The 17,081-nt window shown below is 65.3% G+C and carries 21 protein-coding genes; 11 read left to right on the forward strand and 10 right to left on the reverse strand.

What is annotated here, in order from left to right:
- Positions 1–47 precede the first annotated feature (47 nt).
- Complete coding sequence (locus tag A5625_RS10770) at positions 48–680, reverse strand: histidine phosphatase family protein (protein WP_066992753.1); 633 nt, start codon at positions 678–680, stop codon at positions 48–50.
- Between the two features lie 108 nt (positions 681–788).
- On the opposite strand from A5625_RS10770, the gene A5625_RS10775 reads away from it, so the two are divergent.
- From A5625_RS10775 to A5625_RS10800, 6 genes are all read left to right on the forward strand, one after another.
- Positions 789–1,472, forward strand: coding sequence for a class I SAM-dependent methyltransferase (locus A5625_RS10775; RefSeq protein WP_066992756.1), 684 nt, complete (start codon positions 789–791; stop codon positions 1,470–1,472).
- A gap of 68 nt (positions 1,473–1,540) precedes the next feature.
- Positions 1,541–2,599, forward strand: coding sequence for a phosphotransferase family protein (locus A5625_RS10780; protein WP_156748123.1), 1,059 nt, complete (start codon positions 1,541–1,543; stop codon positions 2,597–2,599).
- A 1-nt stretch (position 2,600) separates the two neighbouring features.
- The gene (locus A5625_RS10785; protein ID WP_066992763.1) at positions 2,601–3,365 is read left to right on the forward strand and encodes an SDR family NAD(P)-dependent oxidoreductase; all 765 of its coding nucleotides are present in this window, start codon (positions 2,601–2,603) and stop codon (positions 3,363–3,365) included.
- 107 nt (positions 3,366–3,472) lie between these two features.
- Positions 3,473–4,756, forward strand: coding sequence for an acyl-CoA dehydrogenase family protein (locus A5625_RS10790; RefSeq protein ID WP_066992766.1), 1,284 nt, complete (start codon positions 3,473–3,475; stop codon positions 4,754–4,756).
- Positions 4,737–5,360 (forward strand): TetR/AcrR family transcriptional regulator, encoded by a 624-nt coding sequence (locus tag A5625_RS10795; RefSeq protein ID WP_066992770.1) that lies wholly within the window; start codon positions 4,737–4,739, stop codon positions 5,358–5,360. Before A5625_RS10790 ends, A5625_RS10795 begins: the two co-directional genes overlap by 20 nt.
- The gene (locus A5625_RS10800) at positions 5,360–6,328 is read left to right on the forward strand and encodes an NADPH:quinone oxidoreductase family protein (protein ID WP_066992773.1); all 969 of its coding nucleotides are present in this window, start codon (positions 5,360–5,362) and stop codon (positions 6,326–6,328) included. Before A5625_RS10795 ends, A5625_RS10800 begins: the two co-directional genes overlap by 1 nt.
- Before the next feature lie 10 nt (positions 6,329–6,338).
- Here A5625_RS10800 and A5625_RS10805 read toward each other — a convergent pair whose 3' ends face one another.
- A complete protein-coding gene (locus A5625_RS10805) occupies positions 6,339–8,219 on the reverse strand; it encodes an alkyl/aryl-sulfatase (protein ID WP_066992775.1) in 1,881 nt (626 codons plus the stop codon).
- A gap of 171 nt (positions 8,220–8,390) precedes the next feature.
- Between A5625_RS10805 and A5625_RS10810 the strand changes: the two genes are divergently transcribed.
- Complete coding sequence (locus tag A5625_RS10810; protein WP_066992779.1) at positions 8,391–8,870, forward strand: lipoprotein LpqH; 480 nt, start codon at positions 8,391–8,393, stop codon at positions 8,868–8,870.
- Here A5625_RS10810 and A5625_RS10815 read toward each other — a convergent pair whose 3' ends face one another.
- The 6 genes from A5625_RS10815 to A5625_RS10835 form a co-directional block, all read right to left on the reverse strand.
- Positions 8,871–10,409: a cell wall metabolism sensor histidine kinase WalK gene (locus A5625_RS10815; RefSeq protein WP_066992782.1), complete on the reverse strand. Its 1,539-nt coding sequence runs from the start codon at positions 10,407–10,409 to the stop codon at positions 8,871–8,873.
- Positions 10,387–11,091 (reverse strand): two-component system response regulator TcrX, encoded by a 705-nt coding sequence (gene tcrX, locus A5625_RS10820; RefSeq protein WP_066992789.1) that lies wholly within the window; start codon positions 11,089–11,091, stop codon positions 10,387–10,389. The genes A5625_RS10815 and tcrX overlap by 23 nt, the downstream gene beginning before the upstream one ends.
- A gap of 155 nt (positions 11,092–11,246) precedes the next feature.
- The gene (locus A5625_RS29065; protein ID WP_156748124.1) at positions 11,247–11,402 is read right to left on the reverse strand and encodes a hypothetical protein; all 156 of its coding nucleotides are present in this window, start codon (positions 11,400–11,402) and stop codon (positions 11,247–11,249) included.
- A 23-nt stretch (positions 11,403–11,425) separates the two neighbouring features.
- Positions 11,426–11,665, reverse strand: coding sequence for a hypothetical protein (locus A5625_RS10825; protein WP_066992792.1), 240 nt, complete (start codon positions 11,663–11,665; stop codon positions 11,426–11,428).
- A gap of 106 nt (positions 11,666–11,771) precedes the next feature.
- The gene (locus A5625_RS10830) at positions 11,772–12,182 is read right to left on the reverse strand and encodes an MmcQ/YjbR family DNA-binding protein (protein WP_066992795.1); all 411 of its coding nucleotides are present in this window, start codon (positions 12,180–12,182) and stop codon (positions 11,772–11,774) included.
- An 80-nt stretch (positions 12,183–12,262) separates the two neighbouring features.
- Positions 12,263–13,207: a class I SAM-dependent methyltransferase gene (locus tag A5625_RS10835; RefSeq protein ID WP_066992864.1), complete on the reverse strand. Its 945-nt coding sequence runs from the start codon at positions 13,205–13,207 to the stop codon at positions 12,263–12,265.
- A gap of 125 nt (positions 13,208–13,332) precedes the next feature.
- On the opposite strand from A5625_RS10835, the gene A5625_RS10840 reads away from it, so the two are divergent.
- From A5625_RS10840 to A5625_RS10855, 4 genes are read left to right on the forward strand one after another with little or no spacing between them, the layout of a single operon-like run.
- Positions 13,333–13,686: a nuclear transport factor 2 family protein gene (locus A5625_RS10840; RefSeq protein WP_066992798.1), complete on the forward strand. Its 354-nt coding sequence runs from the start codon at positions 13,333–13,335 to the stop codon at positions 13,684–13,686.
- A gap of 39 nt (positions 13,687–13,725) precedes the next feature.
- Positions 13,726–14,721 carry a phosphotransferase family protein gene (locus A5625_RS10845; protein WP_066992867.1) on the forward strand — a complete coding sequence of 332 codons (996 nt, stop codon included), beginning with the start codon at positions 13,726–13,728 and terminating at the stop codon, positions 14,719–14,721.
- Positions 14,722–14,740: 19 nt separating this feature from the next.
- Positions 14,741–15,238, forward strand: coding sequence for a hypothetical protein (locus A5625_RS10850; RefSeq protein ID WP_066992800.1), 498 nt, complete (start codon positions 14,741–14,743; stop codon positions 15,236–15,238).
- 10 nt (positions 15,239–15,248) lie between these two features.
- Positions 15,249–15,821: a GNAT family N-acetyltransferase gene (locus A5625_RS10855; protein WP_066992802.1), complete on the forward strand. Its 573-nt coding sequence runs from the start codon at positions 15,249–15,251 to the stop codon at positions 15,819–15,821.
- On the opposite strand, the gene A5625_RS30465 is transcribed toward A5625_RS10855, so the two are convergent.
- Both A5625_RS30465 and A5625_RS10860 read right to left on the reverse strand, forming a co-directional pair.
- The gene (locus tag A5625_RS30465; protein ID WP_255397973.1) at positions 15,818–15,946 is read right to left on the reverse strand and encodes a hypothetical protein; all 129 of its coding nucleotides are present in this window, start codon (positions 15,944–15,946) and stop codon (positions 15,818–15,820) included. The two genes, A5625_RS10855 and A5625_RS30465, sit on opposite strands and share 4 nt — an antisense overlap.
- A gap of 364 nt (positions 15,947–16,310) precedes the next feature.
- Positions 16,311–17,012 carry an alpha/beta fold hydrolase gene (locus tag A5625_RS10860; RefSeq protein ID WP_066992804.1) on the reverse strand — a complete coding sequence of 234 codons (702 nt, stop codon included), beginning with the start codon at positions 17,010–17,012 and terminating at the stop codon, positions 16,311–16,313.
- Positions 17,013–17,081: the final 69 nt, after the last annotated feature.

Below are 17,081 nucleotides of genomic sequence, written 5' to 3' on the forward strand. Positions count from 1 at the left end.
TCGCCGACCTCGACCCGGTGCAACACCTGAGATTTGCCGATCTTTCGCTAGGCCTTGCCCGCATCCTCGTCGAGCAGCCTCTGGTTTCGCGGCAACAGGTCCCAGACATGTTCGGTGGTGTTGACCGCGGCCACCGTCGCTTGACCGGACCGGGAGAACAGCAGCCGAGTCACCGACGCGTAGTCGACGGGAAAGGACAGCAGTCGGGCGGTACCGAGAATTTCGTGCAACAGGACGTTGATCACGCCGCCGTGGCTGAACACCGCCACCGTGTCTTCAGGGTCGCCGGCGGCGACCAGGTCGTCGACCGCTGCGCGTACCCGGGTGCGGAAAGCGTCCTCGTCGACCGCACTGGGCAGATGGCCCTGGGCCAGGCGCGCCCATTCCTCAGGCATCTCGGCACGGATCTGCTCGACGGGGATGTACACCGGAAGGTCGCGGTCATACTCGGCGAATCGATCGTCGACTTCGACCGTCAGTCCACGATCGGCCGCGACCGGTTCAGCGGTCTGGATGGCCCGGCGCTGCGGGCTGCTCACCACGCGGGAGATGGGAAACCTGGCGAGCGCCTTGGGCAGTCGCTCGATCTGGGCCATTCCTTGGTCCGACAGGTCCGGATCGGAACCTTGGCCGTGTTCGCTGCGCAGCGGCAGCGCGTGCCGGACCAGAAGCACTTGCATTATTCGTCCTGTCTTTCGGTTGTGCCGGTCCGAAGTCTCTCATCGCTGCCTGCTTGGCGCTCAAGGCGTGCACAATCGCTCTGGTAGCTCGACGGCCGAGGAGGACAGATGACCGAATCGAATCGGGATTGGGACGCCGCCTACCGGCAAGCGACGCCACCCCCGTGGAGCATCGGCCGTCCCCAACCGGAGCTGGCGCGTCTCATCGATCAAGGCAAGATCCGCAGCGAGGTGCTGGACTCGGGTTGTGGCCACGCCGCCCTTGCGCTGGCCCTCGCCGCGCTCGGCCATACCGTTGTCGGCCTCGACGCCAGCGCCACTGCGATCCAGGCGGCGACCGCCGCGGCCGCCGAGCAAGGACTCAGCACGGCGACCTTCGCCCAGGCCGACGTGACCAGCTTCGATGACTACCCGCCTGGTTCCGAGGGCCGCTTCGCCACCATCCTGGACAGTGGACTGTTCCATGCGCTGCCAACGGACCGGCGCCAGGATTACCTGCAGTCCATCTTCCGGGCCGCCGCGCCCGGGGCCTCGCTGTACATCCTGGCCTTCGCCGCCGGGGCAATGGACAGCGCCCATCCGGACCGGCCCGGCCCGCCCGGCTTCACCGAACCCGAGTTGCACGACGCCGTCGCGGCGGTGTGGCGAGTCGACGACATTCGCCCGGCCAAGTTGTACGGCACCGACGATGCAGCCGGCGCATCGGACGGTCCGCTGGCGCACCTGGACCACGACAACGAGGGCCACTTCATGGCGCCCGGCTTCCTGCTGAGTGCGCACAAGCCGGACTGAGCGCGGCTGCCGCGTGTGGAGAATGCTATTCTCCACACGGAGATTGGGGTGTGCGAGGTGGTCGAACAGTGACTGACGTGAGCGAATCGGGACTAGACGCGGGCGTGCTGGCCCGCTGGCTGGATGCGAGCGACGCACCGGGTGGCGGCGAAGAGCCGCAGCTGACCCAGCTCAAGGGCGGTTCGCAGAACACCCTCTACCTGCTTGAACGCGGCGGCCAGCGGATGGTGTTGCGGATGCCGGGCGCGCGCGCCGACGCCGCGCGCATCGACGGGTTGCTGCGCGAGATCCGCCTGGTACGGGCGCTGTCCGGCACCGACGTTCCGCACGCGGCGCTGATCGCTGCCGACGACACCGGCACCGTGCTCGGGATGCCGTTCTACGTCATGCAGGCGATTGACGGGTGGAGCCCGATGGATGGTGGGTGGCAATCGCCGTTCGACACCGACCTCGAGGCCCGGCGCGGTCTGGCGTTCGAACTGGTCGAAGGCGCCGCCAAGTTGGGCCGAGTGGATTGGCGCAAGCAAGGACTCGAAGGCTTCGGCCGGCCGGACGGATTCCACGAGCGGCAGGTCGATCGCTGGCTGGCGTTCCTCGATGCCTACAAGGTCCGCGAGTTGCCAGGTTTGGACGAGGCCTCCGACTGGCTGCGCCGCAACCGGCCGGCGCACTACCGGGCCGGGATCATGCACGGTGACTACCAGTTCGCCAACGTGATGTTCGCGCACGGCGGGCCGGCGCGGTTGGCCGCGATCGTGGACTGGGAGATGACCACGGTTGGCGATCCGCTGCTCGACCTGGCCTGGTGCCTGCTGGGCTACGACGGCGAAAAGCCCCGCGAGGACGGCTTTTATCTCGACATGCGCGGAATGCCTACGCGCAGCGACCTTTTAGAGCACTACGAAACCGTCAGCGGGTTGTCGACCGAGAATATCGACTACTACCTGGTGCTGGCCAACTGGAAGCTGGGCATCGTGCTGGAGAAGACGTACGCGGCTGGAGTGCGGACTGGCCCCCAAAAAGGAGGGGTCGACCCGAAGATCACCGACGCGTTCGGTCCGATGATTCTCCAGCTGATCGCCACGGCGGCCGAGCTTGCCCGATCGCTCCCGACCAAGAAGGCATGAGATGGGTTACGCCGACCAACTTTTCGATCTCACCGACCGGGTCATCCTGATCACCGGCGGCAGCCGCGGCCTGGGGCGTGAGATGGCGTTCGGTGCGGCCCGCTGTGGTGCGGACGTGGTGATCGCCAGCCGCAACATGGACAACTGCGTCTCCACCGCCAAGGAGATCGAGGCCGAGACCGGGCGTTCGGCGATGCCTTATCAGGTGCACGTCGGGCGCTGGGACCAGCTCGATGGCTTGGCCGAAGCGACCTACCAGCGGTTCGGCAAAGTCGACACGCTGATCAACAACGCGGGTATGTCGCCGCTGTACGACAAGCTCACTGACGTGACGGAGAAGCTGTTCGACGCCGTCGTCAACCTCAATCTCAAGGGCCCGTTCCGGTTGTCGGCGTTGGTAGGTGAGCGCATGGTGGCCGCCGGCCGGGGTTCGATCATCAACGTGAGTACGGCCGGATCACTGCGGCCGACTCCCGACATCATCCCCTATGCCGCTTCCAAGGCCGGGCTCAACGCCATGACCGAGGCGTTGGCGAAGGCGTTCGGCCCGGCGGTGCGGGTCAACACATTGATGGCCGGCCCGTTTCTGACAGACGTGAGCAAGGCCTGGAATCTCGAGGCAGCAGAACAGAACCCGTTCAAGCACCTTTCATTGCAGCGCGCCGGAGACCCCCGCGAAATCGTCGGCGCAGCACTGTTTTTGGCGTCCGATGCATCCAGTTTCACCACCGGCTCCATTTTGCGGGCCGACGGCGGAATCCCCTGACATGGCACAGCGGTGGCGATCGCAAGCGCGGTGGAGCCGGGCGTAGCGGGTCGCCACAATCGACACAAGCCAGGCGACGGGTCGCCACCAATGAAAGGAGTATTGGAATGTCTTGGGACTTTTCTACCGAGCCGGAATTCGAGGAGAAACTCGAGTGGATCCGTGCGTTCGTCCGCGACGAGGTAGAACCGCTCGAGGTACTGTTCCCCGGCTGCGAGTTCCTGCCGCTGAACGACGAGCGCCGCCGCATTGTCGACCCACTCAAACAGCAGGTTCGCGACAAGGGTTTGTGGGCACCGCATCTGGGGCCGGAACTGGGTGGGCAGGGATTCGGCGCAGTCAAACTGACGCTGATCAACGAGATCCTGGGTCGCAGCCCGTGGGCGCCGATCGTGTTCGGAACGCAAGCGCCTGACACCGGCAACGCCGAGATCATCGCTCGCTTCGGGACCCAGGAGCAGAAGGACCGTTACCTGGCGGGGCTGCTGTCCGGAGAGATTTTCTCCTGCTTCTCGATGACCGAGCCGCAAGGCGGTGCCGATCCACGGGTCTTCACCACCCGCGCGGTTCGAGACGGCGACGAGTGGGTCATCACCGGGCGAAAGTACTTCTCCTCCAACGCTTCCGTCGCGTCCTTTTTCATTGTGGTCGCCATCACCGATCCCGACGTGCCGGTGCATACCGGTGCATCGACGTTCCTGATCCCGGCCGGAACCGACGGTGTGGTGCTGGAAGCCAACCACCACCTGGTCGGTGCCGACCCGCATGAGCCGGGGCACTCCCTGGTGCATTACAACGACGTCCGGGTGCCGTCCGACGCCCTGCTCGGTGAGCCTGGGCAGGGCTTCCTGATATTGCAGACCCGGCTGGCCGGCGGTCGGCTGCATCACGCGATGCGCTCCATCGGGATGGCGCAGCGGGCCGTCGAGATGATGTCGCGCCGCGCGAAAAGCCGCTTCACGCAGGGCAGTCTGCTGGCCGACAAGCAACTGGTTCAGGAGTTCGTCGCCGACTCCTACACCGAGTTGATACCGTTCCGGCTCACCGTGCTGCATGCCGCGTGGCTGATCGACAACGGCGACGAGCGCGGCGCACGCGCGGAGATTGCCGCCTGCAAGATCCTCGCCTCACAGGTGCTCAAATCGATTGGAATGCGGGCGATCCAGGTGCACGGGGCGCTTGGACTCACCGACCAGCTGCCACTGGTGAACGTCTTGTTGGGTGGTATCGCGCTGGGCCTGGCCGACGGACCCACTGAGGCGCACAAGGTCAACCTGGCCCGGATGCTGCTCAAGGGTTACCAGGCCGAGGAAGGTGACTGGCCCAGCGAGATGCTCGACGTGCGGCGAGCCGCCGCACGCGCCAAATACGGTGAACTCGTTGACCTCTGACCGCGTGACCGCCGCGGTCGAGCGGGCACTGGATGACCGCCAGCGGGAGGCCACCGAGGAGGTGGAGCGCATCCTGGCCGCCGCGGTGCGCGTCATGGAACGCGTCGCGCCCGAACCACCCCGGGTCAGCGATATCGTCGCCGAGGCCGGTTCCTCGAACAAGGCGTTCTACCGGTATTTCGCCGGCAAGGACGATCTCATCTTGGCCGTCATGGAACGCGGGGTGGCCATCGTGGTGTCCTACCTCGAGCACCAGATGGCCAAGGAATCCAGCCCGCGGGACAAGGTCGCGCGGTGGATCGAGGGCACCCTGGCGCAGGTGGCCGATCCACACCTGATCAGCATGACCCGAGCGGCGGCCGGCCAGCTGACGGCCGGTACCAGTTGGCGCGCGGCCGACCAGGAGATGATGCGACCACTTCGCGAGCTTCTCGTCGAACCCGTTGCGGCGCTGGGCAGTAGCGATGTCGAACGAGATGTCGAGGCGGTGTTCAGCTGCACCGCTGCACTCTTGCGCCGCTTTGTGGGCTCGGCCGACCGGCCCGGCCCCGACGACATCGCACACGTGGTGACGTTCTGTTTACGTGGATTGGGGGTCGGTTGATGCGCGCGGTGATCTGTCGTTCCTATGGCCCGCCCGAGGACCTCGTCGTCGATGAGGTGCCCGACCCCGTGGCGGGCCCCGGCCAGGTGCTGGTGCGCGTCCGCGCCGCCGCGGTCAACTTCCCCGACGTCCTGTTCATCGCCGGCAAGTACCAGGTGAAGATCCCGCCGCCGTTCATACCCGGCAACGAGGTCGCCGGCGAAGTCATTGCCGCCGGTGACGGCGCGCCGTTCAGTCCGGGGCAACGCGTTTCCGGAACCACTTTCGGGGCGTTCGCCGAACAGGCGCTGCTCGACGCACGCCAGGCCGAGCTGATCCCCGACGACGCCGACTTCGGATCGGCCGCGGCCTTCGGCGTGACCTACCGCACCGCCTATCACGCGCTGCGCTCGACCGCCGCTGTCACAGAAGGCGATTGGGTGGTGGTGCTCGGGGCGGCCGGTGGTGTCGGACTGGCCGCGGTCGACCTGGCGGTTGCGATGAAAGCGCGGGTGCTGGCCGCCGCCTCTAGCCCGGAGAAGCTCGAACTGTGCCGAGAACGCGGCGCCGAGGCGACCGTTGATTACGACCGGGAGGACCTCAAAACGCGGATCCGGGAACTCACCGGTGACAGTGCGCGGGTGGTGCTGGACCCGGTCGGCGGACCGTATTCGGAACCGGCACTGCGTGGACTCGCGCGTGGCGGCACCTTCGTCACGCTGGGCTATGCGGCCGGCACAATCCCCGCTATCCCGCTCAATCTCATTCTGCTCAAAGACATCTGTGTGCGGGGCATGGAGATCCGCACTTTCATGACGGACCGGCCCGACGACGCGGTGCGTGACTTGAGGGAATTGGCACAGATGTTCGCCGCCGGTACGGTGCGGCCGTACATCGGCGCGCGATTCCCGCTGTCCGACACGCCCGCGGCTTTGCGGCATGTGGCTGACCGCAAGGTACTGGGCAAGGTAGTGATCGACGTCGCCTGACCCGGCCCGGCTATGGCGTGACGATGTTGAAATTCGTGTCTGGATCGTCCAGCACACTCAGCAGCGCCTGCAGGGCGCTCTGATCACCGGAGAGCTCCAGACCGGGTGAGCTGAAATCACCCACCGCCACCGCGAGAAGCCGAACCTTGTTGGCCAGGTCGACCGTAACGGTCGCCGTCGCGGGGTTGGGTGCCACCTTGCGGTGAACGAGCACACCGTTACGCAGCGCCAGCCGATAGTTGACCGCGGTATCGGCGAAGGCGACGTCGATGGCGATGTCCAGATCCCAGCTGCGCGGCCCGTTGACCCGGATGGCCAGAGAGTCGAAGATCTGCTCCGGCGTCAGCTGCGACAGCATGGTGGGTGAAGCGACCTGGACGGCGGTGCCGAAGTTGCCATCGCGCAATTCCGTTGCCCCGCTCAAGAAGAAGTTGCGCCATGTCGCATTTTCGGCCCCGTAGGCCAACTGCTCGAGCGTGTCGGCATACAATGCGCGGGCACCCGCGTGTTCGCCTTCGGTAAAGATCGTGTGGTCTAACAGGGTTGCGGCCCAACGGAAGTCCCCGGCGTCGAATGCTTGCCTGGCAAGGTCGACGACCCGGTCCACTCCCCCCATCGCCTCGACATACCGCGGTGCGAGCGCTTCGGGGGGATGGGGCCACAGCCGGCCCGGGTTGCCGTCGAACCAGCCCATGTAGCGCTGGTAGATTGCCTTGACGTTGTGGCTCACCGATCCGTAGTAACCGTGTGTGTGCCATGCCTGCTCGAGAGCCGGTGGCAGCTGGAAGGATTCGGCTATCTCGACGCCCGTGTGGCCCTGGTTGAGCAGTCGCAATGTCTGGTCGTGCAAATACGCATACATGTCGCGCTGCAGCGACAGAAATTCGACTATGTTGTCCCGTCCCCAGGTTGGCCAATGGTGGGAAGCGAATACGACGTCGGCGCGCTCGGCAAACGTGTCAATCGCTTCGGTGAGGTACCCGGACCAGGCGTGCGGGTCGCGCACCAGTGCACCGCGCAGGGTCAGCAGGTTGTGCAGATTGTGCGTGGCATTCTCGGCCATACACAAAGCACGAAAACGTGGGAAATAGAAATGCATTTCGGCGGGCGCCTCGGTGCCGGGCGCCATTTGGAATTCGATCTGCACGCCATCGATCGTGTGTGTTTCACCGGTCACCCGGATGTCGATGGTGGGAACGATCATCGCGACCTCGCCGGTCGACGCCGCCTGGCCTAGCCCGCAACCGACCTGATCCATCGGCCCGCGCGGCAGCAGGGCGCCGTACATGTAGGTCGCCCGTCGCGTCATTGCCGGTCCGGCATAGACGTTTTCGGAAACCGCGTGCCCGACGAATCCCTCCGGTGCCAGCACGGACACCGCGCCAGCGTCCACGTCCGCTTGCGAGGTGACTCCCAATACACCGCCGAAATGGTCGACATGACTATGGGTATAGATCACCGCGACGACGGGGCGTTCACCATCCCGGTGGGTGCGGTACAGCGCCAGCGCCGCCGCGGCCACCTCGGTCGAGACCAGCGGATCGATGACGATGATGCCGTTGTCGGATTCCACGAAGGTGATGTTGGAGATGTCGAGGCCACGCACCTGATAGATGCCGGGCACCACTTCGTAGAGGCCTTGCTTGGCGGCCAGGATCGACTGCCGCCAGAGGCTGGGATGAACCGATGTCGGCGCCGGAGCATCCAGGAACGAGTAGGCGTCGTTGTCCCACACCACGCGTCCGTCGGCCGCTTTGATCACGCACGGGGAAAGGGCGGCGATGAATCCGCGGTCGGCGTCGGCGAAATCCGCTTCGTCGTGAAATGGCAAAACGTGGTCGCGATGAGCCGACTCGATCATCGGGCTGGGAGGCTTGTGGTCCACCGTCATACCTTGGCATTAATGCGCGGTTCACCCAACCGGTTTCAATGGCTTTTCGTCGTCTAACTAATGAACACAGCAACAATTTCTTGAGGCTCTAGACCCGTACTCAGTTAACCCGCATACTGCGCAGACGGCCCTCAATGCCGAGGACCGCAACTATCGGGTAAAGGAGAACAGGTGAAGCGTCAACTGACGGTCGTGGTCGCTGGAGCGGCCATTCTTGCCGCGGCTATTTCTGGCTGTTCGAGTAACAAGTCGAGCACCGGAAATTCCTCGGGCAGTTCGGGTACCAGCGCATCGGCGAACAGTGGAGCCGCCGGTACCAAGGTTTCCATCGACGGCAAGGACCAGAACGTCACCGGCTCAGTCGTATGCTCCAACGCAAGTGGCACCGTCAACATCGCGATCGGTGGCTCAGCGACCGGCATCGCCGCAGTGCTCAGCGACGGCAACCCGCCACAGGTGAAATCGGTTGGGCTCGGCAACGTCAATGGCGTGACGCTCGGATATACCTCAGGAACCGGGCAGGGCAATGCTTCCGCCAGTAAGGACGGCAACACCTACAAGATCAGCGGCACCGCCACCGGGGTCGACATGGCCAACCCGATGCAGCCGGTTAACAAGCCGTTCGAAATCAATGTCACCTGCAATACCTAGCTAGCTCACCGAAGCGCCTTGAGCGCCTTCGGAATTGAGTGCGGGCGGTTGCCATCCGTTGGGTGGCAACCGCACCGTGAATTCGGTACAGCCCGGCGCGCTGTGCACCGCAATAGTCCCGTTGTGCGCCTTGACGACCGCGGAGACGATCGCCAGCCCCAGCCCGGTGCTGCCGCCCTTGCGAGAACGCGAAGAGTCGCCCCGGGCGAACCGTTCGAAGACCTCGGATTGCAGCGCGGCGGGGATGCCGGGCCCGTTGTCGATGACCTGGAGCACGGTGTGCGACGGCTCGGTGCTCAGTCGCGTCGTCACGACGGTGCCAGCCCCGGTGTGCACGCGGGCGTTGGCAAGCAGATTGGTCAGCACCTGGTGTAGCCGCGCCGCATCCCCGGTGACGATCACCGGTTCTTCGGGCAGGTCGAGTTCCCACTGATGGTCAGGCCCGGCAACGTGAGCGTCGTTGACCGCATCCACCGCCAACCGCGAAAGATCCACCGGTTCGCGTTCCAGCGGCCGGCCGGAGTCCAGCCGGGCCAGCAGCAGCAGGTCCTCGACGAGGCGAGTCATCCGCTCGGTCTCCGATGCCACCCGGCTCATGGCCTGCGCCACCGCTTCGCGGTCGTCACCCATTCGCTGGGTCAGTTCGGTGTAGCCGCGGATCGCTGCAAGGGGGGTGCGCAATTCATGACTGGCGTCGGCGACAAACTGGCGCACCCGCGTCTCGCTGGCCTGTCGTGCCGACAGGGCGGCCGCGATGTGGTCCAGCATCTGGTTGAGGGCGGCGCCGAGTTGCCCGACCTCGGTGGACGGGTTGGCGTCGGATTCGGCCACCCGCACCGGTAATTCGACCTCGCCGCGTGCCAGCGGCAAGCCGGCGACCTTGCTGGCGGTTTGCGCGACGCGGCGAAGCGGCGCCAGCGCCCGCCTGATGATGATGACGCCGGCGGTGGTGGCGGCCACCAGTGCGATCACGGTGACAATCCCGAAGATGAACAGCATCCGCATCAAGGTGGTATCGATGTTGGCCATCGACAAACCGGTAACGATGACGTCACCGCCGTTTCGGCTCGGAGCCGCGACCACGCGATAGCGGCCCAGCCCGTCGAGGTTCACAGTCACCGGCTTGCGGCTGCCGGCGATCCCGGACAGCTGCAGCTGGGCGGTGGGGGTCAGCGCGGCCCGCTCGCCGCTGCTGGTGGTGTAGCCGGCGTCCACGGTGTCGCCGTGACTCACCACCGCCGCCACCATGCCGGCCGGCTGGCCCGGTGCATCGAGGAATCGCGGGCCCGGGCCCGGCCGGGGATACACATGCTGATGGCGCCAACCCGAGTGCGGCGGCTCGGGATACAAGAGCGCCGAGCGGTAGGAGGTTCCGGCGAGCTGCCCATCGAGCTGTGCCACCAAATGGTGTAGCAGCGCCAGTTCGGTTGCCGCAGTGATGCCGACGCACACCGCTGCCAACACAACGATCTGACCGACCAGCAGCCGCAGCCGAAGGGACCAAACCCTCCGCGTGTCAGCGGGCCGGCTTGAGGACATAACCCGCGCCGCGCAGTGTGTGGATCATCGGTTCGCGGCCGTTGTCGATCTTCTTGCGCAAGTAGGAAATATAGAGCTCGACGATGTTGGACCGACCGCCGAAGTCGTAACTCCACACCCGGTCCAGGATCTGGGCTTTGCTCAGCACCCGCTTGGAGTTGCGCATCATGAATCGCAACAGCTCGAACTCGGTGGAGGTCAACGAGATTGGCTCACCGGCGCGGGTGACTTCATGGCTGTCCTCGTCGAGCACCAAATCTCCGACCACCAACTGTGCACCGCTGTCCACCGTCGTCACCCCGGTGCGCCGCAACAGCGCCCGCAAGCGCAGCACGACCTCCTCGATGCTGAACGGCTTGGTGACGTAGTCGTCGCCGCCCGCTGTCAGTCCGGCGATGCGGTCTTCGACCGCATCCTTGGCGGTCAGCAGCAGCACCGGCAACTGCGGGTTCTCTTCGCGAAGTTTGTGCAAGACGTCGAGCCCGCTCATGTCGGGCAGCATCACGTCGAGAACGACCACGTCGGGCCGCTGAGAGCGCGCCGCCGCGATGGCCGATGCGCCGTCACCGGCGGTGGAGATATTCCAGCCTTCGTACCGCAAAGCCATGGACACCATGTCGGCCAGGACAGATTCGTCGTCGACGACCAAAACGTTTATGGGGTTGCCGTCTGCACGACACATAACAACCCGCTCTACTGAGGCTCGGGGCTGCGTCACAAGGTCCAGTATCCGCCCGCGACTGAGCCGCCGCTATGCCGAACCTATGCGTGTCCTGTGAAGAAACGGATCGCGCGACTGCTCAGCAGTCGCGCGATCCCGTCCTCCGGCCCGAAGAGTTAATACCAATAGCGCCTACCGGCGACCGGGCGTCCGACCGAGCCCAGGATCCACAGGATGGCGCCGATGACCAGCAGCACGATGCCCAGCGTGGTCAGCACTGGTACGTGGAAAAAATACCCGAGAATAAGAAGGATGATTCCTAAGATAACCATGTCGATTTCCTTTGAGTGAGCGGTTAGAGGTTGATCGATTGCATTGAACTGGGTTGCGGCAGATGGCAATCCGTAACTTTCGGATTAACACCGAAGTAATTCAAGGGCCCAGCAATCACGGTCACCGCAACCGTGCCCGCGGAAGCGCATGTTGTTTGGTCGTTTTTGAAGTAGTCGCGCTGCCACGCCGCGAAGACTCCGATCAGCAACCACACCAAAGCAACCGTTCCGATGATCCCGCTGCCACGCATCGTGACCTCCATTATGGGTCGAGAAGAAGTTTTCTCGTGGACGTGAAATTACCCATTCGACTTCTGTCTAAACATGCAATGGGTTATGCGGCAGTGCTTGTCGGCAGAGCTCGCAGCGTCAGAGGTGGTCGGCGAGCCAGGCAGCGGCCCGCTTCTTGGACGCCCGGGACAGCCAGGCATCCTGGATCAGCTCAGCTAATTCGCCTCTGCTGAGTTCCGCCAGCCGACTGGCCCGTACCAGGACTGACGGATGCCCGTCGAAGTGGTCCGTGGTGAAGAACGGCGAACCAGGGTCGGAGATCAATGCCAACTTGTCGCTCTCCGATTCCACCCAGAGCATGATCACATCCGCATAGCGTTCGCCGGTGTCCGGATCGGTCGCGTCGGGCCGGGGCGTGCGGAAGAAGACGAACGACTTCCCGCCCACTTGGTAAATGGCGTTGCCCTTGGGACCCTCCAGGCGTTGAACATGCGGCATCCCGGCGGCGATCTCATGCACGTCGCTGAGCCGGGCCCGTCGTCCAGCCATAGCGGTGAGAGTACCTACCGACCGATATGTCATTGTCTCCGCGCCGAGAGACGTTGCGGTAACGAGAGTTTGAACCCCGATCAGTCGGCTCGCCGCTGCGCCGACACATAGAGGGTGGGCGGCATCGAATCCTCCGAGCCTTGCGGAATGCTGCGGCCATACCGCGCCATCAACTCGGCGAAAGACGCCGTCGTGACGTCCCAGCCGCGCTCCCGCAGCCAGCCGTCGACAGCCGTGCGCTCCTCCGGGTACCAGAGGTCGTCGAAGTCGGTTATCTCGGCATTGACCAGCTCGGCGGCCGCCGCCCGCATCCGTCGCATGTCGTCGCGCTGTCGCTGCACACGACCGGGGTCGGTGAAACCAGAGTCGGGCACGTTGGACGCCAGCCAACTGCCCTCGACACTCAACGAATTGATCCGCTCGAACAGCAGGTCCTGGGCCTGCGCCGGCAGATAGCGAACCAAGCCCTCAGCCGACCAGACAGCCGGGCGAGAGGCGTCAAACCCGGCCTCCTGCAGCGCTTTCGGCCAATCCTGACGCAGGTCGATAGGAACGTTGACCAGCTGCGCCTTGGGCTGCGCGCCGTGTTCGCGCAGGGTGTTGGATTTGAATTCCAGCACCTTGGGCTGGTCGAGTTCGTAGACGACGGTGCCGTCGGGCCACGGGAGCCGCCAGCTGCGTGCGTCCAGCCCGGCCGCCAGAATGACCACCTGCCGAACCCCGGCGTCGGCCGCGCCAAGGAAGAACTCGTCGAAGAACGCCGTCCGGGTGGCCATGAAGTCGACCATCAATTGCAGTCGATTCCGCAGGTCCGGTTCGATGTCACCCGCTTTGGCCAGCAGCTCCGGATTGGCGTAGAGGCTCCACATCCCCTCGCCCGCGGCGTCGACGAACACCCGCGCGAACGGGTCGTTGATCAGCGGATTTTCGCTTTCGGTCTCGGCCGCCCGAGCCGCAGCGACACCCAAAGCGGTGGCGCCCACGCTTTGAGTGATCTCCCAGGAGTCATTGTCGGTCCGCGGCATCGCCATCTTCCTTCCCCAGAAAGTAAGTTACGCACACTATCCTTCCAGCCGCCGCCGCCTGGGGCCTCCCGTAGCCGCTGTCCTAGTCTTTTTCCCAGACGGTCCACAGGTTGCAAGGGAGTGCCATGACGCCCACCCGGACACCGCAGCAAGTGTTCGCCCACCACGGCACCGCACTGGCCAACGGCGACCTTGACGAGATCGTCGTCGACTACGCCGAGGACTCCGTGCTGATCAGCCCCGCCGGCGTCGCGCGCGGGAAGGGCGCCATCCGCGAAGTCTTCGCGACCTTGCTCGCCGATCTGCCGGATGCAAACTGGGACTTGAAGACCCAGCATTTCGCTGCTGACGTGCTGTTCCTGGAGTGGACCGCCGACTCTGCGGTCAACCGGGTGGACGACGGTGTCGACACCTTCGTGTTCAGCGACGGCATGATTCGCGCGCAAACCGTTCGATACACCCCGCATCCGAAGGGCTGAAGAGTGGATCACGTGAATCTGGAAGCCGTAGCGGACTGGATGTCGGGACAGGGACTCGGCGAGGGGCCGCTGGAAGACGTTTCCAACGTCACCGGTGGAACCCAGAACATCATGCTGCGGTTCACCCGGGCCGGGCGGCCCTACGTGCTGCGGCGCGGGCCACGACACTTGCGCCCGCGCAGCAACAGCGTGATCTTGCGGGAGACGAAAGTCCTTGCCGCACTGGCGGGTTCCGATGTACCCCATCCGCACTTGATCGCGGCCTGCGAGGATCCCGAAGTGCTGGGCGACGCCGTCTTCTACCTGATGGACCCGGTTGACGGATTCAACGCCGGAGAGGGACTGCCGCCGCTGCACGCCGGCGATGCCACGGTGCGACACGGCATGGGCCTGTCGATGGCCGATGCGCTGGCCAAGCTGGGCGCCGTCGACCACGTCGCGGTCGGCCTGGCCGATTTCGGCAAGCCGGAGGGCTTCTTGGAACGCCAGGTGCCACGCTGGCTTTCGGAGCTGGAGTCCTACAACGACTACGACGGCTATCCCGGGCCCGACATCCCGGGCATCGACGAAGTGTCGACGTGGCTGGAACGCCACCGTCCGGCCAACTGGACGCCGGGAATCATGCACGGCGACTACCACGCCGCCAACGTGATGTTCTCCCGTACCGGCCCGGACGTGGTCGCGATCGTCGACTGGGAGATGTGCACGATCGGTGACCCACTACTGGATCTGGGCTGGCTGCTGGCCACCTGGCGTCAGCCCGACGGTTCCAGCGTGTTCGGCCACGCCCTGGGCGGTCAGGACGGATTGGCCAGCACCGAAGAACTCTTTGAGCGCTATGCCGCCAACACCACCCGCGACCTGTCCCACATCACCTGGTACGCCGTGCTCGCCTGCTTCAAGCTCGGGATCGTGATCGAGGGGACGCTGGCCCGGGCCTGCGCCGGGGAGGCTGAAAAGGAGGTCGGCGACCAATTGCACGCGGGCACGGTGCACCTGTTCGAGCGGGCGCTGGGCCTCATCGACAAGGACTGACCTACTACCATCTCCTCTCGTGCCGCCATATCCCGAGGAACCGGATTTCTACTCCGAGCCAACCGCGGCCGCGCGCTACGGCGGGTATTACGACCCCGAGCCCCAACCGCCGCAGCCCCCGCCGCCCTGGTATCGCCGCCCTGCGGCGCTGGTCGCGGCCGGCGCCATCGGAGTGATACTGCTGGCCGCGCTGGTGTTCGCGGTGGTCAAGCTCACGAGCGGGCCGCCGGCACCGACCACGACGCCCACCCCGTCCACCACGACCACCGCGCCGGTGACCACCACTGAGCAGGCCCCGCGGCACCACGGCGGCGGAGGCGGCGGTGGAGCGCCCACCGAGACGGTGACCGAGACCGTGCCGCCGTCAAGCACTGACACCGGCACGCCGACGGAGCCGCCGACGACGGAGCCGCCGACCACCGCTTCGCCGAGCACCGAGACCAGCACCGTCACGCAGACCGTGACCGAACCACCCCGCCGTGGACCGTTCGGCGGCCCCTTCCAGCCACACCGCTAGTTGCGGCGACATGCACGCAAGTGGCGGAGTTGTCCGCCCGGCATCCGCCCACGATGCGGCCGGGTGCCTTGCGGTGTACCGGCCTTATGTCGAGCACACGGTGATCAGTTGGGAGATCGAGGTCCCGACCGTCGACGAGATGGCGGCGCGCATCGCCGCTGCCCAGCAGAACCACGAATGGCTGGTCCTGGAACGTAATCGCCGAGTGACCGGTTTCGCCTACGGGCACGCATTCAACCGCCTTGCCACCTACCGGTGGTCGACCGAGACCGGGATCTACGTCGACGCACATCATCGCCGTACCGGCGGTGGCCGCGCGCTGTACACAGCACTGCTGCGCAGGCTCACCGAGCGGGGCTACCGGCAGGCGTTCGCCGGCATCACCCAACCCAACGAGGCCAGCAACCGCTTCCACCGCTCGTTCGGATTCACCGACGCCGGGCTATACCGGCGCGTCGAATGGAAACACGACCGCTGGCACGACGTGGCGTGGATGCAGCTCGACCTGCTGGCCGATGCCGATCCAGAAAGTCCGCCCGGCCCCATCGACGGGCCGAGCGGGATGGGCGAGTCGGGGGCTTAACCGCCGCCGGCACCACCGCCGAGGAAACCGCCACCGGCACCACCACCCACGAAGCCGCCACCGGCGCCACCGCCGACAAAGCCGCCACCGGCGCCACCACCGAACCGCTCAATACTATTTGTCATGGCGGGAAAGGTAGCGCCGAAACATCGCGGCCACAAGGAACTGGGTCTTAACGATTCGAATCATTTCGGGTTGCCCGAACCTGCGGGTATAGCTGTGATGCATGCAGAGCCGCGGAGCCGGACGTCAAGCGCAATCGCTACTGGCGCCGGCGTTGAGCTGCGAGCCGCGGTCAGGCCCGTCTTGTCGTCTTGAGGCGGCCACAGCGGTTGCGGTACTTCGACGCCGAATCGTGCACCCGAGCGGTTTCGGGACGAAACATCTTGCCCTGGATGGCGGTTGGCTGCCACACCCCATTTGCCCAATGGGATAGCCGAGAGTCACGGACGAGCGCGGTGTCGGGTATGCCGATGTCGGTCCCGCCGGTCAAGCGGCGAGGATCGCCTTCGCCACCTCGTCGGGATGAGTCAGCATGCCGTTGTGCGTTCCAGGAACCACGATGGGTTGAACTCCGATCCGGGCGGCGGATTCGGTCGCCGGTCGCGGCATCGCCAGGTCGCCGTCTCCGGTGATGTAGGCCAGTGGGATGTTCAGGTCGAGCGGATGGAAGTCGAGGGCGTCCAGGAAGTAACCACCGGGCTGCAGCGTCAACAGATCAGCCACTAACCGCTGCATGTCAGGAGAGACGCCTTGCATCAATTCCCGCTTGAGGTATTCCAGGGTTGCCGGAAGTCCACCATGCGGGGATTCCCTTATCCGCCGCAGCCCTGACGCGCGCTTGTCGGGCGGATTCTCGTCCATTAGGGACCTGCCGGGAAGCGGCACGTGACCGTTGTAATAGATGAGTTTCTCGACTCGGCCAGCAAGCGAATGAGCCGCGCCGGTTGCAGGGAAGCCGCCCCAGCTGTGCGCAACCAACACCACCTTGCCGGATTCCAGCCGCCGCACCTCGTGGGCGATGTAATCGACCGCATCCCGAAGCCGGTATCCCGAAGGGTCGTCGCCGTCATTCATGCCGGGCAGCGTCAAGGTGATCACCCGGTGTCCCGCCGCGCGAAGCCGCTCGGCGACCGGTCGCCAGGACCACGCTCCATGCCAGGCACCCGGGATCAGGACATAGGTCGACACTGTTCCACCGCACCCTTCTAGTAGTTACTGCAAGGTTGGCCTCACCTGCCCGACGCCCACGACTAGCGG

Source organism: Mycobacterium sp. 1465703.0 (assembly GCF_001672975.1).
In the GTDB taxonomy this organism is placed as follows: domain Bacteria; phylum Actinomycetota; class Actinomycetes; order Mycobacteriales; family Mycobacteriaceae; genus Mycobacterium.

What these genes read in the sequence shown, in the direction of transcription:
- A5625_RS10840 (WP_066992798.1), top strand. Translation starts at nt 13,333, where the DNA reads ATGACGCCCACCCGGACACCGCAGCAAGTGTTCGCCCACCACGGCACC.
- A5625_RS10790 (WP_066992766.1), top strand. Translation starts at nt 3,473, where the DNA reads ATGTCTTGGGACTTTTCTACCGAGCCGGAATTCGAGGAGAAACTCGAG.
- A5625_RS10815 (WP_066992782.1), bottom strand. Translation starts at nt 10,409, where the DNA reads ATGTCCTCAAGCCGGCCCGCTGACACGCGGAGGGTTTGGTCCCTTCGG.
- A5625_RS30465 (WP_255397973.1), bottom strand. Translation starts at nt 15,946, where the DNA reads ATGACAAATAGTATTGAGCGGTTCGGTGGTGGCGCCGGTGGCGGCTTT.
- A5625_RS10830 (WP_066992795.1), bottom strand. Translation starts at nt 12,182, where the DNA reads ATGGCTGGACGACGGGCCCGGCTCAGCGACGTGCATGAGATCGCCGCC.
- A5625_RS10835 (WP_066992864.1), bottom strand. Translation starts at nt 13,207, where the DNA reads ATGCCGCGGACCGACAATGACTCCTGGGAGATCACTCAAAGCGTGGGC.
- A5625_RS10775 (WP_066992756.1), top strand. Translation starts at nt 789, where the DNA reads ATGACCGAATCGAATCGGGATTGGGACGCCGCCTACCGGCAAGCGACG.
- A5625_RS29065 (WP_156748124.1), bottom strand. Translation starts at nt 11,402, where the DNA reads ATGGTTATCTTAGGAATCATCCTTCTTATTCTCGGGTATTTTTTCCAC.
- A5625_RS10800 (WP_066992773.1), top strand. Translation starts at nt 5,360, where the DNA reads ATGCGCGCGGTGATCTGTCGTTCCTATGGCCCGCCCGAGGACCTCGTC.
- A5625_RS10805 (WP_066992775.1), bottom strand. Translation starts at nt 8,219, where the DNA reads ATGACGGTGGACCACAAGCCTCCCAGCCCGATGATCGAGTCGGCTCAT.
- A5625_RS10770 (WP_066992753.1), bottom strand. Translation starts at nt 680, where the DNA reads ATGCAAGTGCTTCTGGTCCGGCACGCGCTGCCGCTGCGCAGCGAACAC.
- tcrX (WP_066992789.1), bottom strand. Translation starts at nt 11,091, where the DNA reads ATGTGTCGTGCAGACGGCAACCCCATAAACGTTTTGGTCGTCGACGAC.
- A5625_RS10785 (WP_066992763.1), top strand. Translation starts at nt 2,601, where the DNA reads ATGGGTTACGCCGACCAACTTTTCGATCTCACCGACCGGGTCATCCTG.
- A5625_RS10845 (WP_066992867.1), top strand. Translation starts at nt 13,726, where the DNA reads ATGTCGGGACAGGGACTCGGCGAGGGGCCGCTGGAAGACGTTTCCAAC.
- A5625_RS10855 (WP_066992802.1), top strand. Translation starts at nt 15,249, where the DNA reads ATGCACGCAAGTGGCGGAGTTGTCCGCCCGGCATCCGCCCACGATGCG.
- A5625_RS10825 (WP_066992792.1), bottom strand. Translation starts at nt 11,665, where the DNA reads ATGGAGGTCACGATGCGTGGCAGCGGGATCATCGGAACGGTTGCTTTG.